Origin of the sequence: Paraglaciecola psychrophila 170 (assembly GCF_000347635.1) — a bacterium.
GTDB lineage: Bacteria > Pseudomonadota > Gammaproteobacteria > Enterobacterales > Alteromonadaceae > Paraglaciecola > Paraglaciecola psychrophila.
The window spans coordinates 1,019,544-1,035,871 of the sequence record NC_020514.1; the positions used below are offsets into that span (position 1 = coordinate 1,019,544).

Annotated in this window: 9 protein-coding genes and 3 pseudogenes; 6 read left to right on the top strand and 6 right to left on the bottom strand. The window is 44.0% G+C overall.

Translation table 11 applies throughout. The features are described from left to right. Positions 1-132 precede the first annotated feature (132 nt). Positions 133-1,428 (top strand): exonuclease subunit SbcD, encoded by a 1,296-nt coding sequence (gene sbcD, locus C427_RS04480; RefSeq protein ID WP_007636783.1) that lies wholly within the window; start codon positions 133-135, stop codon positions 1,426-1,428. Further along, positions 1,425-5,099 carry an AAA family ATPase gene (locus C427_RS04485; protein WP_007636784.1) on the top strand — a complete coding sequence of 1,225 codons (3,675 nt, stop codon included), beginning with the start codon at positions 1,425-1,427 and terminating at the stop codon, positions 5,097-5,099. The genes sbcD and C427_RS04485 overlap by 4 nt, the downstream gene beginning before the upstream one ends. A 160-nt stretch (positions 5,100-5,259) precedes the next feature. Here C427_RS04485 and C427_RS04490 read toward each other — a convergent pair. From C427_RS04490 to C427_RS27045, 3 genes and pseudogenes are all read right to left on the bottom strand, one after another. Further along, positions 5,260-5,751: pseudogene (locus C427_RS04490) on the bottom strand (IS30 family transposase); the annotation flags it as partial. 33 nt (positions 5,752-5,784) lie between these two features. After that, positions 5,785-6,888 (bottom strand): GTP 3',8-cyclase MoaA, encoded by a 1,104-nt coding sequence (gene moaA / locus C427_RS04495; protein WP_007636786.1) that lies wholly within the window; start codon positions 6,886-6,888, stop codon positions 5,785-5,787. Between the two features lie 308 nt (positions 6,889-7,196). Beyond that, positions 7,197-8,134: pseudogene (locus C427_RS27045) on the bottom strand (transposase). A 157-nt stretch (positions 8,135-8,291) separates the two neighbouring features. On the opposite strand from C427_RS27045, the pseudogene C427_RS04505 reads away from it, so the two are divergent. The 4 genes and pseudogenes from C427_RS04505 (at position 8,292) to gdhA (ending at position 12,247) form a co-directional block, all read left to right on the top strand. Then, positions 8,292-9,319 (top strand): annotated as a pseudogene (locus tag C427_RS04505) (IS110 family RNA-guided transposase). Positions 9,320-9,807: 488 nt separating this feature from the next. Continuing rightward, the gene (locus tag C427_RS04510; protein ID WP_007636788.1) at positions 9,808-10,155 is read left to right on the top strand and encodes a helix-turn-helix domain-containing protein; all 348 of its coding nucleotides are present in this window, start codon (positions 9,808-9,810) and stop codon (positions 10,153-10,155) included. Positions 10,156-10,421: 266 nt separating this feature from the next. After that, positions 10,422-10,799: a hypothetical protein gene (locus C427_RS04515; RefSeq protein WP_007636795.1), complete on the top strand. Its 378-nt coding sequence runs from the start codon at positions 10,422-10,424 to the stop codon at positions 10,797-10,799. A 98-nt stretch (positions 10,800-10,897) separates the two neighbouring features. Next, complete coding sequence (gdhA, locus tag C427_RS04520; RefSeq protein ID WP_007636797.1) at positions 10,898-12,247, top strand: NADP-specific glutamate dehydrogenase; 1,350 nt, start codon at positions 10,898-10,900, stop codon at positions 12,245-12,247. Between the two features lie 881 nt (positions 12,248-13,128). On the opposite strand, the gene C427_RS04525 is transcribed toward gdhA, so the two are convergent. The 3 genes from C427_RS04525 to araC form a co-directional block, all read right to left on the bottom strand. Then, positions 13,129-13,926: a class I SAM-dependent methyltransferase gene (locus C427_RS04525; RefSeq protein ID WP_226991098.1), complete on the bottom strand. Its 798-nt coding sequence runs from the start codon at positions 13,924-13,926 to the stop codon at positions 13,129-13,131. Between the two features lie 351 nt (positions 13,927-14,277). Next, a complete protein-coding gene (locus C427_RS04530) occupies positions 14,278-14,781 on the bottom strand; it encodes a regulatory protein RecX (protein ID WP_007636799.1) in 504 nt (167 codons plus the stop codon). 490 nt (positions 14,782-15,271) lie between these two features. Then, positions 15,272-16,303: an arabinose operon transcriptional regulator AraC gene (araC, locus tag C427_RS04535; protein WP_007636801.1), complete on the bottom strand. Its 1,032-nt coding sequence runs from the start codon at positions 16,301-16,303 to the stop codon at positions 15,272-15,274. Between the last annotated feature and the right edge of the window lie 25 nt (positions 16,304-16,328).

The window sequence follows — 16,328 nt, forward strand, 5'->3', positions numbered from 1 at the left end:
TTTTTACTACTACAAGGCCTTTTCATCTGCCCAGAGAACGAGTGATAGTGTAGTGTTAGATAATTAAGTATTAACAAACAGTTATTGCATGATTTTTGATTGCTTTGCTGGTTATTTGACGGAACGTTAGGCATGAAGCTACTGCATACCTCTGACTGGCATTTAGGTCAGAGTTTTTTTACCAAAAGTCGCAAGGATGAACATCAGGCATTTATCAACTGGTTATTAATGCAAGTTGAACAGCAACAGGTTGATGCCGTGATCATAGCTGGGGATATTTTTGATACTGGCACTCCGCCCAGTTACGCACGAGAAATGTATAATCAGTTTGTGGTGGATATGCAACAGCTTAACTGTGTGTTGGTGGTGCTTGGCGGCAATCATGACTCGGTGTCTACGCTAAACGAATCCAAACAAATTCTGGCATGTTTAAATACATTTGTGGTGGCCAGCACCGGCATAGCAATTGACGAACAAGTGTTTACTATCCCCGATAAGTCAGGCCAGCCTGGGGCTATTTTATGTGCCGTGCCTTTTATCCGGGCCAGAGATGTGTTGCAAAGCACGGCAGGTGAAACCGGATTACAAAAACGCCAAGCTCTAGGCGATGCGATTAAGCAGCATTACCAAACACTTTATCAAATAGCCTTACTTAAACAAAAAGAACAAAAAGCAAACGGGCTAAATATCCCCATCATTGCTACCGGCCATTTAACCGCGCTAGGCGTCAGTCAATCTGAAAGTGTGCGTGACATTTACATCGGTACCTTAGACGGCTTTGCCGCAGACGGTTTCCCCCCTGCCGACTACATTGCACTGGGGCATATTCATAAACCGCAGATAGTAGCTAAGTCAGAACACATTCGTTATTGCGGCTCGCCTATTCCTTTAAGTTTTGATGAACTGGGCACCCAAAAGCAAGTGATGCTGGTGGAGTTTAGCGAAGCACTGCGCACCAGTTTACAACCTATCAGCATTCCTATTTTTCAGCCCATGTTAGTGATTAAGGGCGACCTTGCAAAAATTGAGAAAGCACTACAGCAGCTTAACGCTGATGCAAAAGCTGACATAAAAGTTGATATAAGTGCGCAGCCCTTCTGGTTATGTCTTGAGGTGGATACTCAGGATTATTTATCGGATCTGCAGCAGCGTATTCAAACTATGACACAGGGGCTAAATGTAGAGGTATTGCAACTGCGCCGCACGCGCAACCAGCGCAGACAATTACTTAGCCAAATGCAAAGTGAAACCCTTGCGGAATTAACCCCCGAAGACGTATTTGAAAAACGCTTAGCCATGGAGACATTTGATAAAAGCCCTGAAGTAGACTCAGAAAAAACCGATGAACAACACACCACACTGCAACAAGTGCGGCAACGGTTTAGCCAAATATTGTCTGAAGTAGAACATCAGGGGACGGATGTATGAAAATTTTAAGCATTCGATTAAAAAACCTCAATTCACTTAAGGGGGAATGGAAAATTGATTTTACCCAATCGCCTTTCGCCGAAAACGGCCTATTTGCTATCACCGGGCCAACCGGTGCGGGTAAAACCACCTTATTGGATGCAATTTGTTTGGCGCTTTATCATCAAACCCCAAGGCTGGGTCAAATCACTAATTCATCTAACGAAATCATGACCCGAGGCACCAGTGAGTGTTTGGCCGAGGTGGAGTTTGAAGTAAAAGGCACCGCTTATAGGGCTTTTTGGAGCATGCGCCGTTCACGGGGCAACGTAGACGGTAATCTACAACCCGCAGATGCAGAACTGGCTGAAGTAGCCACAGGCAACGTACTTGCCACTCAAATTAGGCAAAAAAGCGAAGCAATAGAAAAGTTAACTGGCCTAGATTTTGGCCGTTTTACCAAGTCTATGATGTTGTCCCAAGGGAATTTTGCCGCGTTTCTTAACGCAGATGAAAATAAACGGGCTGAATTACTCGAAGAGCTCACTGGGACTGAAGTCTATGGTCAGATTTCAGTTAAGGTGCATGAACACCATAGCCAAGCCAAACAAAGATTAAAGGAATTACAGGTAGGGGCGAATACTTTTCAAGTGCTCAGCGCAGAGCAAAAGCAAACGCTACAAGACGAATTCAGTCAACTACAAGACAAACAAGCAGGCATCGAGCAACACATTAAAACCCATACGAGTCATATAAACTGGTGGGAAAAACGACTCAGTGCACAGCAAAGCCAACAAGATGCCAGCATTTTAAACACCGAGGCCAAGCAAGCCATCGCTGCTGCAAAAATTGATTTAAGTTTGCTTGAAAAAAGTGAGCCCGCCGAGCGCCTGCGGCCCAATTGGCAACGCTTAGTTGAGGTAATACAGCAGCAGACTAAAACGAATGAGCAACTGGCTGCCCAGCAACAAACCCAAACGAAGTTGGGAGTAGAGTTAACCAGCGCAGCCGACAAGTTGTCTGTGGCGGCACAATCATTACAAAGCAGCAAACAAGCTCAGCAAAGTCAGGAGCAGTTGATAACACAGCAGGTTATGCCCCTTGATAATCAAATAAGCGCCTTAGCTGAAAAACACAGTGATAAACAGCAGGCTATTGGCCAGTTGCAGCAACAACAGCAAGAGTCTGCCAGCAAACAGCAATTGTTAACCGCTGCGTTAACTGGCTTAAACTCGCAACATAGCCTTGTGCAAAACTACCTCATTGAGCATCAAGCAGACAGTGCTGTGGGCGAACAACTTAGCGGTTGGAATGCATCACTGGAGCAGCTAAAACGCGATAATATATCAGCCCAAACACTACAAAAACAAACAGTAGACATCGACAGTCAACTCAATGAAAACATCACGGTTAAACAACGTCTACATGGACAATGGCAAAACCTGTCTGAACGTTTGAATCAGCAACAGACTGCGCTGGCAGAAAAAGAGGCAGCGTACCAAAGCTTAACTCATGAGTCAGACGCCAGCGCGCTTGAAAACCAAACTGCACATATTAATAGCCTTTGGCCTGAGTTACATAAAGCACAAGATATTCAACGTCGTCATTTACAATTAGAAAAAGATAAAACCAGTGGCCAAAATGAATTACTGGCTAGCCAGCAACAAGTAGACGAGCTAACAACCCAGCGCAATACCTTAGTGCAAAAATACCAAGAACAAGAACAAGTCTGCAAAGATCTACAGCAACTGGTTAGCCAAGAAGAGCAGTTAGCACAATATCGCCAGTTACTTAAAACCGATGAAGAATGCCCGTTGTGCGGGGCAATTGAACATCCTAAATCATCGGCTATGGCGATAGATATTCCGCAAACCTTAAACAGAAAACACCAAGCTGAAATTCTGCTCGAGCAATGTAAACAAGCAGGCACAGTGGTTCGCGAAAAGCTGGATTCATTTAAGTTAAGAGCGACAGAGTTACAAACTCGCCTAGCTGATTTAGGCGCGCTTGAAAATGAGTTAGCCATGCAATGGCAGGAGAGAGTAGCAACACTGCAACTCAACTTCGCCATCAACGAGCAGCACAGCTTACAAAACTTTGAACTGGCGCTTAAAAAACAGCTAGAACAAGTATCAAACCAATTAAAGTTAATTAGCCAGCTAGATAAAGAACGCCAAGCAAACAAAGAAGCCTTAAACATTACCCAGCGAGAGAGTGACAAACTTAGCAGCGAACTCAAATTACTAGAACAAAGCCAACAATCGTTGCATCAAAACAGCCAAAAAGCGACGCAAGAATATGCACAGATTATTGAGTTGATAGATAAAAACCGCACGGCCTTACTCACTAATATTACTGCTTTGGGTTACGTCGCTCCGCCAGAAAATGAATGGGTGCAATGGCTGCAAAGCAAACGCGAAGATGTCACCCGTTATCAGCAGAAAATGTATGATAAAGAACAAATAAGCAGACAACTTGAGCTTAAAAATGCCGAACATGCAGTAGCTGAAAAACTGTTGCAGAGTCTGGATGGGCAACTGTCATCAGAGCAAATACAAGAAGCTGAGCTTAAACAGCAATGGGATGACAAAGCTAAACAGCGGCATCAATTATTTGGCGAACAGACAGTGGCACTCGCCAGAGAAAATGCCAATATTCAGCTAAGTACTGCCGAGCAAGCCCATCAGTTAGCTAATAGCAATCACAAACAAATCGATCAGCAACATAGCGACTTATTAGCAGCCATCAAAGCAAAAATACAACAACAAACAGAGCTTGAACTGTCACTTAAAGCGCTTACAGACAAATGGCATGCGTTACTCGCCAACAGCCCCTTTGTTAACCAAGGCGAGTTTGAAATGGCGCTGCTGCCCGAACAACAGCGCAGCCAGCTAATCAGTTTGAAACAAAGACTAGATACACAATTACAGCGGGCGAATACGCTGTTAGAGCAGTCTGGCGCCCAGCTCAACCAGCTTAATAATAACGAAGACGCAGCCTTATGGCAGCAAACCTCACAAGAAGATGTGAAGGCACAACTGCAGCAGCTACAAACTGAAAAAGATAGGTTAGTAGAAAGCAGAGGTGGCATTAGCAGCCAATTATCGGCAGACCAAAAAGAAACCTCACGGCAACAAACATTACTCGACCAAATCGAACAACAAACACAAGATTACGACCAGCTTAGTTACCTGCACGGTCTAATAGGCTCGGCCAACGGCGACAAATTCCGCCGCTTTGCCCAAGGGCTCACCCTAGATAACTTGGTGTACCTCGCCAATAAACAACTCGACCGCATCCACGGCCGTTATTTGCTTAAACGCAAAGAAGAACAAGGGTTAGCGTTGACCGTATTAGATACCTGGCAGGGTGACGTAGAGCGTGATACCAAAACCCTTTCTGGCGGTGAAAGCTTCTTGGTGAGTCTTGCGCTAGCTTTGGCCTTGTCTGATTTGGTGAGCCATAAAACCAGTATTGACTCGCTGTTTCTTGATGAAGGTTTTGGCACCTTGGATGCGGAGACGTTGGATATTGCTTTGGATGCGCTAGATAATCTGAATGCGTCTGGGAAGATGATTGGAGTGATTAGTCATATTGAGGCTATGAAGGAGCGTATTCCAACGCAGTTAAGGGTTACTAAGAAGAGTGGGCTGGGGGTGAGTGAGTTGGAACGTCAGTTTGCTGTTGTTTAGCACTGCGTGCTGGGTAAACGCTGCGCGTGGCGCATGTGCTTTGCGCCAACTAAGGTTATTCACTTCGTTCACTTACGCGCTTTGCACACGCCATCCTTGCTTTTTTAAACGAATCCCTTCGTCCAACCGGCAGATTCAAGTCTGAAGTGCATAACCCCAGAGCAGCTATAGCCACCATGTGTTCAGCCATTAGTTTGGCTGGCGTTTTATAATTTAGTTTCTTTCTTGGCCTATCATTGAGATTGACTATTACATCCTGAACGGCTGATTGTGATACCTTTTTAAAGTCTGTTGATTTCGGCTAATATTGTCGTAATAGGCCATTGGTGTCTTCATTCAGCCCTCGTTGCCACGAACAATAAGGGTCTGCAAAATACACATCACATTTCAAACTTTCAGTCATCTGTTCATGGTACGCAAATTCTTTACCATTATCTGCTGTGATCTTTAGGACCGCGCCTTTAAACGGTGCTAACAAAGCTATGGTGGCTACTGTGACTTTTTTAGCTGATTTGTCATCTAGACGTGTCGAAACGGTAAAGCTAGTATTCCGCTCCACAATCGTGACCAGAACGCCACTGTGTCCTTTGCCGATAACCAGGTTAATTTCCCAATCACCCACTCTACTTTTATCATCAACAACATGTGGGCGATCCTCAAGACAGTGTCTGACCCCAGATATCTCTCAGCCGCCGATATAAGACATCTCAACTTTTTTGTGTTTTGTCGTCTCTGCTGTGCGAAGTTCCGAATATCGATCCTTTCGCTGGTTCCAAATTAGCCCTATAGCACTGGTAATTTGTGTATCGCTCTTTCCTGAACGCATAAGTGCTCGTAAATCATGGCCCGACTCCGCGAATAGGCAAGTGTATAACTTGCCATCAGTTGAAACACGGGCGCGCGTGCAGGTAGAGCAAAAGGCTTGTGTTACGCTAGATATAACGCCGATTTCGCCGCTACCATCCGCATAGGTCCAACGCTGTGCGACTTCACCGCTATAGTTGGATGGTACTTCGATGAGCGGCATATCTGCGTTAACCATGCGTACAATCTCGGCTGAGGAAACGACATCGTTCATACACCAGCCGTTGGAGGTGCCCACGTCCATGAATTCGATAAAGCGTACAATGTGGCCGCTACCTTTGAAATGCCGCGCCATGGCAACGATATCTTTATCGTTGACGCCCTTCTTGACCACCATGTTGATTTTAATAGACGTAAAGCCAGCGCCGTGTGCCGCGTCGATACCTTTTAACACATCGGCTACGGGGTAATTAACATCGTTCATAGCCCGGAATGTCACCTCATCGAGGGAATCAAGTGAGACAGTAACTCGATTCAGGCCTGCGGCTTTGAGCGCCTTGGCTTTCTTGGGTAATAACGTGGCGTTCGTAGTAAGAGCTATATCAAGTGGCTTCCCGTCTTGTGTTTTGAGGGTGGCCAGCATTTCGACTAACACCTCGAGGTTTTTACGCAGCAGGGGCTCGCCTCCCGTGAGACGAACTTTCGTAACACCGTGTGCAACGAACAGCCGCGCTGTGCGCGTGATTTCCTCGAAACTCAAAAGTTCGGATCGTGGCAGGTATTGGTAGTCATTCCCGAAGACTTCCTTCGGCATACAATAAGTACAACGGAAGTTACAGCGGTCGGTTACTGAAATGCGTAGATCGCCCAAGAGCCTACCGCGTGTATCTGTGGTCTGCCCACTAGGGGCTGCCGCGTTAGCTGGAATCAGCGGTACTTGGCTAGCAGAAAGCAAGTCAATAATAGGGATTATCTTTATAGTCATTGGGCACCTGATATGGATAAATTGATTATTAAGCGATAAGTTATGATAAGCCGCTATAGTGCGATAACCCATCGTTCTCAAAGAGCTCTAGAGCCTTCAGCCGATAATATTTTTCTTCCACATCGATTGTTTTCTCAGCATATTGCTGCGTTATTACTTCCTGCAACTCTCGCACTAGGGAGTAATTCTCTATGCTCGCTTACCGAAACCATAACACTGCTAAGGTAGTTTTCAATCGTTACTATAATAATAAATATTATAAATAAGTGTGGAGTCAGGTCTTGAATTTTTCATATTCAAGCACGCTGTTACAGCGTCTTTGCTTTGCCCATACCACGCATCCGTTGATGGCCAGTATGGGGTTTAAATTCACACCTTATTTGCTCGGCCCCTGCGGCGTAGCAGAAGTGTTTTTCAAATTCAGTTGTAAGCGTAAGCCATTGTTCACTGTTTAGGCCTAAACGGTCTAATATCCAGCTATGACTATACGTTATGTGCCCTGCTTTGTCTTCTCGTACACACCTGCCTGTGTTATCCACTAATTTGCAATAATCATTGAGGCTAAAGGCGATGACTTTAGGCATAACTTGCCTACGCTTTTGTTTTACAGCCTTAGAGCGCTTTTGAATACTGGTGTGTTTGGAGGTTTCGGGGGGCTGGCCATCTTGGCACGAATGGGGTTGAGGTCAACGCAGGCCATGCACGCTAAAACGGCACTTTCGTCTAATAAAGCCTGAGATTTAAAACGCCCTCCCACTAATTTATAAGGAATAAATTAGAACAGCTTTAGCAGGCCCGAAGGGTGAGGACCATGGATGGCAGAAAATAAAATCTACCCGAACAGCCATCTTTTTAATTGGCTGCCCGGGCAATAAATTCATTGAGGTTGTGCATAAACAAGCTGATGTTGTGTAAACGACTTCGGTGCGCTTTGATTGTATCTTGTAATGTCACTCCCTCACCTGGACTAAGGGCCTCATCTCGCATACGCTTTTGCGTGATCAAGGGGCCTTTGTATGAGGTATGCCATAGGCTAACGACTTGTTAATCACTCCACCCTTGTGCTTTATCTACGTCAACATGTACATGATTATTCATCACGGTATAAGCAAAAAACATCTATCGCACACACTGTCGACAGATACAACGAACGCTCTTCTACCCATGCCCGCCTCACATAACGGGATACGCAATGGTAATAAGGTGTATCCGATAAACACACCAAACTCTCTCGTTTTTGGATCATGGGGTACCGATTTATTTAATAATCCGTATCTCAAAATATAGAAAAGGTTATAAAACAGTCAAATTATGATGGGTGATGAGATGGACGCTCCCTAATACGGCGTCAATGCCCCAAAATAGTATTTTCAACGAGACTATTTACATAGGGAGCATCCAAGATAAAGCTTAAAACAATTACTATCGATTTAGCAAAGAATGTATTTCAAGTATGTGGTGTGAACGAGCATATAAAACCGCAGTTTAATAAGAAATTAAAGCGCAGTGAGTTACTAGATTTCATGCGCCAACAATCACCGACTACGGTAGTCATGGAGGCTTGTTATTCATCTCATTACTGGGGCCGTGAAATCGCTAAGCTAGGCTATGATACTAAGCTTATTCCCACTCAACATGTCACGCCCTTTATGCGAGGTAACAATAATGACCACAACGATGGCTTTGCTATAGCAGAAGCCAGTCAACGAGCCAATATTCGGTTTGTGCCTTTGAAGTCTGAGTACCGGTAAGAAATATTTTGTTTGCATTGTATCCGCGAAAGTCTCATCAAAAACAAAACAGCGTTGATTAATCAACCGAGGGGATTATTAAGTGAGTTCGGCGTGGTATTTCCCTGTGGTCACAAGGCATTACTAGGGTGGATTAAAGAGTATAATAGATAACCCTCAATACAGTCACCGATTACAAAATTTGGTGATAGATATATTGATTGAATATGAAACCATAATCAAGCGCCTAAAAGACATAGAGCAACAATTACGGATGTTTTTTGAAGGAAGTGAAAGCGGTTGAATATTACTTGGCATACCTGGAATAGTTATCATTAATGCTTCAGCCCCTTTTAGCCAGTATCGACAAAGGCCAAGCGTTTAATTGTCCCAAAGAGTTTACAATGTGGTTAGGGCTAACGCCCAAACAACATACCTCGGGTAATATCAGCAAGATGGGCGGTATTACCAAACGAGGAGACCGTCACTTACGTAAACAATTAGTACACGGTGCAAGGTCATTTGTGAGTCGTGCGGCTAAAAAAACAGACGCATTATCATTATGGGCAACGAAGCTTCGCGTCACTAAACCGTTTAATAAGGTGGTCGTTGCTATAGCACACCGTTTAGCACGTTTAATTTGGATATTACTTACGCGCCAAGAACATTACAGCGCAATACCAACCGGTGTGAGTGCATAATATGAAACAGTTTACGTTATCTCGGTTTTGCTCAATTCCGGACGAGAAAAAGGCGTTAAGCCATTGTGGTTGTTGTGGAAGGCAAGACTCGGGATAACACTTTTTACTTAACCTGCTTAGCCAGAATATGATGAAGAAAACGGTCTACCCTACCTCATCAAAGCCTGACTATGACAAGGATTATTAATCCGTGTGGTTGTATTTTAAAGGCGATAAGGTACTCGGTAAGGACTTCATCAGAGGCCTGAGATGATAAAACCATTTCAATTAAGAACCTGAATATATGTCAGAACTAAGCTACTTTAAGGCTATTTCATTTACGTTGACGAGTGGGAATATAGAAAAAAGACGAAGAATTTGTGCTGTAAACGGCATGGAAAGATTAGTTATGCTTTGACTTCGGGAGAGCGTCCATATATGTCTTGTTAATTCTTATTTTTGAGGTGTTATGGGTTCAATTGTTAAGAGAATTGATGGAGAGTGGGGTGATGAAAGTAGGCTTGCTAGCTGGTTTAGCCGACCAAAATATGAGAAAAACCATCGTTGCGATGTATGATAATCCTGAGATTGATTGGACGGTTGAAAGCCTTGCCGCCGAGGCTTGTATGTCTCGTAGCGTCTTTTCAAACTTATTTCGTGAAACTATCGGGGAAACACCTGCGAAGTATCTGCAACACTGGCGAATTGGTTTAGTAAAAAAGTGGCTAAAGAATGGACAGCCAATAAAATTGATAGCTGAAGAAGCTGGTTATAAAAGTGAATCAGCATTGTCGCGAGCATTCAAAGCTCAATGTGGTTTTTCACCTAGAGAATGGCTTATAAACATAAGTAGATAAAGACATTGAGTGTGAAAAAAATTGCATGTCTCTATTAAAATATAAGGTGAAGCATATCCGTGCTGTCGCAAAAGAAGGTATGGTTAAACAAAATACCAGTGGCAAAGTTGTTGAAAGGCTCATCGATGACATTAAATTTGGAACTGGGCTAAAAGTTATTTGCATATAGTCTAGCTGCATAAGACACCCATTTTTAGAAAGTAGCAAAACAAGCGGTGATTGGGTACTTTATTGTTTTGTGTGTCTAAATTATGTGCGCTAGGAGCATGACATTTACACAACGCCTTAAACGAGTATTTAATATAGGCATTACCGAATACGAGAAATGCCAAAAGCACAATGTAACAATAATTGCCTGCATTATAGACCCTCATGTAATTCAAAAAGTACTAACACACTTTGATAAAAAGCAGCCTTCATCGGCGCAGGCAAAGAGTATACTGGCGCCTATGCGAGAGCCTCCACAACAAGATTTAGCACCCAAACTTTTTGTCATTATGAACATGCTTTCCGCTAAGGTAGATGTACCTATGCCCGCTGATGCAAAAATCTGCAATATCGTGGTTCAGAACAGTCCAATATTTTATCGTAATGTAATTTTGTCCTACATAAAACTGCACCATAAGCCAGTTAGTATGCTCTAAAGTCAAGAAAAATGACTCCTATTGCATAGATTAGGACGCTGTACTATTGTTCCTACACTTCTAATCAAGTAATCAACGATTACCAATAGAGTATGCCTATGAAGAAAACATGCACCAATATCGACCAATTCATGGCTGGCTTGCGCAAGCGCAATCCAGGCCAGGAAGAATTTCACGAAGCCGTCCAAGAGGTGGCGTCCGACGTGCTGCCATTCATCGCGAATCATAAAGACTACCAAGGTGAATGCCTGCTGGAGCGCCTAACCGAACCCGACCGCGTCATTACATTCCGAGTGAGCTGGGTCGATGATGAAGGCAATGTCCGCGCCAACCGTGCTTGGCGCGTGCAGTTCTGCAACGCCATCGGTCCTTATAAGGGCGGCATGCGTTTCGACGAAACCGTCACCGAGAGCGTGCTGAAGTTTCTCGGCTTCGAACAGATCTTCAAGAACAGCCTTACCGGTTTGCCTATGGGCGGAGCCAAGGGTGGCTCTAACTTCAATCCGAAAGGCAAGAGCGATGGCGAGGTGATGCGCTTCTGCCAGTCACTAATGACTGAACTGCACCGCTACATCGGCCCGGATAAGGACGTGCCCGCAGGAGACATCGGCGTTGGCGCTAGGGAGATCGGCTACATGTTCGGCCAGTATCGTCGCCTGTCGCACTCCTTCACCGGTGCAATGACCGGCAAGGGAATCTCGTTTGGCGGCAGTGTCGGTAGGAAAGAGGCGACCGGCTACGGTGTTGTCTACTTCATGCGCGAGATCCTGCACGCGGTCGATGATGACATCAAAGGCAAGACGGCCGTCGTCTCTGGCTCCGGGAACGTCGCTCTCTACTGTATCGAAAAGTTGGTGCAGCTCGGAGCCAAGCCCCTGACCGTTAGCGACAGTTCTGGGTTCATCTACGATCCTGACGGCATCGACGAGGAGAAACTTGCCTTCCTCAAAGATTTGAAGGAAGTGCGGCGTGGGCGTATCGAGGAGTATGCGGAGAAATTCGGCTGCACTTTCAAAGAGGGACGCCCTTGGGGAGTGAAAGCTGACCTAGCATTTCCATGCGCCACGCAGAACGAGTTGAACGGCGACGAAGCGAAATCATTGATCGACAATGGGCTGCTCGCACTGGCCGAAGGCGCGAACATGCCCTGCGAATCCAAAGCGCAGCACCTGCTAAGGAAGCACGTGCTCTACGCTCCCGGTAAAGCTTCCAACGCAGGCGGTGTGGCCGTTTCTGGATTGGAACAAAGCCAGAACTCACAGCGCATCAGCTGGTCGCTCGAAGAAGTCGACAAGCGTCTGCAGGGAATCATGAAAGACATCCACGGCAAGTGCATCGAACACGGCAAAGGTAAAGGGGCAGGTGATAAAACCGACTATGTTCGAGGGGCAAACATCGGTGGCTTCATCAAAGTGGCGGACGCCTTGCAGGAGTGCGGCGTCTTCTAACTTGCATTGCAACAGTCCAACCCAGAACACGCGGCCGCCATATTCAAAAAGTTCTACGCATTCGATGGCCTCAGCAATGCGTTCTCATTAGGGAACTGTGCGTTGCAGTCCGTGTTCATCATCCGCTTCTTCAGCGAGGACATGACCGCTACTTGCTCGCTCATTTTCTGCGATCCCCGTGACTGAATACACTTCAAGTTACCTTATAAAATGGAAATGTTATATGAGTTGCGAAAGACTCTAACTTGTACACTGCAGTTATCAGATAACTTAGGCAATACCAACGTGAAAGTATAAGCAAAGCCTGAAGTTTGCGAACGTCTGCCACAGCTCTAAGCAGCCTGTCACTTTGGCTCACCTCACCTTAAGCCTATGACACAAACTTCCCATGTGATTTTGAACGACGTATAGCGGCAATTGCCGTGGAAGCGACGTTCATATTTGGTTAAACTATTTATTTAGAGCCGTCTAAATAAACTTGAATCTGCCAAATATAAACTCATACACATTAAGTATTAATCAATAAGCTGTTGTAGCTACATGGCTTCTTTCTCGAACCGTTTCTGCCGTCTATGCGCCCAAAGCATCCAGCCAATAACGAATAATGCGTTTGCTCCTATCGTGACGCTGATTTCTAGCCAGTCCAGATGGGTTTCTTAAGGATAAAAATGGGCATTTATCAAAATTCCCAACATAGTAAAATTAGTGCTATCCATGCCGAATGTTTATTTTTTGCGTAATTTTTGCGTTGTTTTTAAGTTGCTTAAGAGGGTTTCAATACAACGTTCTGTATTTTCAGTCTGACCAAAACAATAAAAAGGCCAGAGTCAATTTAAATAATCGCTTATTCACCACTCTCAGAATAGGGCCCTTTTGCATACTTATTTTTGATACTTTACATTGCAATGTCCTGACCACACATCATGATATTGTTGCTGTGATTTATGAAGACGTGTGTCTTGATGTTTTTTCCAATCATTGGGAGTTGTAAACGGACCTTTTCGGCAAAGTGAGCAGCATTTATCTCCGTTAAAACTAAATGGTGTTAGGTACTTTTTAATCGGATGTAGCGTATTGTCCGAATATACATGCACATCACTTGCCTCAAGCTTTACGCACTTATCTCGGTCTACTTTGCGCACCATATAGTGTTTAAATATTGAGGAATTAAAGGCCTCTTTTCCAAGGTGGCGATAGGGTCTATCACGGGTTAAGCTCGTTTCAATATGCCAATGGCTGTAAGGCTTCACTGACTTGCTAGTGATATAGCAAAGGCGCTCACCCTCTGGGTTTAATAATATCTCGAAGCTTTGTTTTAAAAAGTGATATAGCAAATCACGATTGGCTAAGTTCGCACTTTTATCACGCTCTTTTTGGGGTTGAGTGAAGCCACGTTGCGCCGGTACCAATGGGTGATTAAAAATCACGATATCGGCAAAGTTATGTGGCAGCCGGTGAATGCTTGCTAAATCGTTTACATCGACATTATGCTCGACCATTACCCCCGCGTTTACTAAATCATCTAGTGCGTTTTGTGTGTATTTGTTCCTTAGTGCATCCTCACTGTCATAAGTGGTTGCGATGAGATCCTCATGGGAAACATGGGCGAGCAGGGCACGCGAGAAACTTAAATCTCCATCGCCAATGGTAATAACGCGGCAGTTTTTGGGTAAGTACATGAAACACAAATGACGCTGATTTTGGCAAAGTATACCAAAACCCCCGAATTGATTACACGCGAACAATGACTCTTTATCATGGTCATTTTAACAAGGGACATTTTAACAAGACCTCCATCGCAATTTACTAGAAATCAGAATCTAAGCTGTGCTTGGGTCCTCTATTATTTTGGGTGTCTAAATCATGTCTCGGTTGGATGACATATCTAGGAAAGGTTGAAGAACAACGCTACATCAATTTTTTCGCTATGCACATATATCTCCAACGCTTAACGTCTCATTAAGCAAGAAACTTGACTCCCAAGCTTTTACATATTGGTTTGCATTTTTTCTGGAAAATACTGAATTACGTTAATCCTCACTGCCTGAGAAGCTGAGCGCTTTATTGGCAACTGAATATGAGAATCCTTGCCCAATCAAATGTCTCAATGCTTTTTGTTTAAGCTTTTCATCTGCAATTGGGGCTTCACCGAATTTTTTAAATTTAAGTGCGAGTGCTTTATCTAAATAGTCTTCTTCAGTGTTATCTAACGATTCTAAGCATTCATTGATTATTTGGGATGTGAAACCTTTGGCGTAAAGTTTTTGTTTTATTTTGTTGGGACCAATATTCTTCTCTGAATAACTGAGGGTCAAGCGTTGTGCATACCGAAGATCATCTACTACTCCTCGTTCGAGAAGATGATTAAGTGCTTCCTCATTAAATGAGGTGTCTTCTTTGAATAATATGTTTGCCTTTTGCATTAAGGTTTTTGACGTGTAATCTCCGTATTTGCCAATCAGCCACAAGAAATAACCTTTCACGCGTTCGTATGTTATTTCCTTTGGCTCTGCATCTTGCTTTTTTTTAAACATGTTTCAGATCTTCTAATTTAATATAGCTTTAAATATTTTGAAATTAATCGGCCAGAACATGAGGCACCCCAAAATAGTGTATAAAAAACAATAATATATGGTAGTGTTCAGGAGTGATTATGATATTTAATGAGCCGTTCATTCACCAAAATTCACAATGCATTAATGCCATGCATCTAAACATCATATTGAACAAGACCCTGGCTATTGTCACTCCAAATATGCACAAAGTTTGGCAAATAGCACAGTCCGTCTGTGTTAACCGCTTTGATGGCATGTGACGATGTTCAATAAATTCGTGGGGATCCTTAAGGCTCTGCCCCCGATTCATTCAACTTTTCCGACTTTAAAGTGCCAGTAAAAAAAAGTGCAAGTAAAAAAAGGCGACGCTGTAAAAAGAAAATGAGCCGTTCTGCTCTAATGTTTTAGTACTCACGTCAGTCAAAAAATCCCATATGTCTACACTGTTAGTGCGCGCCATTAAAGGTGATTAATCTTTTCTATACTCAATATTCTGATGTTTTTTTCGATATTGCCTGGGGTTGCAGTTTAAATGTTGACTAAAACACCGTGAAAAATATAGGGGATCATCATAACCCACAGTTTCTGCTACTTTGTTTATGGGGTGTTGCGTTTGCGCGAGTAGCTGTGCCGCTCTTGCCATTCGGCGTTCGTCACGAAAATTTAGCATGGTTGAGCCAGTTTGTTGCTTGAATAAAGCAGAGAGGCGGGCAGGTGACAAGCCCACTAAGGCGGCCAAGGTATCGATAGTGAATGACTGATTAAAATTAAGGGCAATGTAGTCGGCAATAAGGCGAATACGTTTGTCGAAGGGGATCAAACTTTTTTTCGGCGCTAGCTGGCGACTGCGAATTAAAATCTGCTCGAGTATATTTTTCTTTAGGGCTTCTGAAAATTCAGAGGCCTGTAAATGTAACTCGCCAATTTGCTCAAATAGGGATTTTAATATGCCATAGCAGCTTGTAGAGGTTTGAATGTGATGGATGCCTGGGCCAATTTCTGGCCATTGTAATAACTCCAGCCAGCGTTCTTCTTGCTGAAAGTACACCCATTGATGAACCCATAAATCACAGGATTGTTCCCGTCTGTAGTCATAAAGCGCATCAGGTGACAGTAAAATCAGGTCACCTGGTTTAGAGACAAACTGATCGCGAATACAGTTGTAATGTCCGTTTCCTTCAATCGTCATTTGTAGGCTCCAGCCAAGTTTGCTGTGAGGTCTTCTGGTGACGTAGTCACTAAAGTCATCGCGTTTATGACGTGTTGTGCCTGGTGTAATGTGATTGGTAAAAAGGGTGTCCACGTCTTCAAGTGAGTTGTAGATCATAATCAGAAACCGCGAGGCATTGAACTCACTGATCCCGCCGAAGGCAGCAAAATCGGCCTGCCACTCTTTTAATAAATTTTGGGTGTTTGCCTGACGTTGAAATATCGAATGAGTTATTTCGCTGGGTAGATTTTGTGTCAGGTAATGAAAAGGACTACCAGTGTGATCCCCCATTATAACACGCAGGCACGAAATGAAC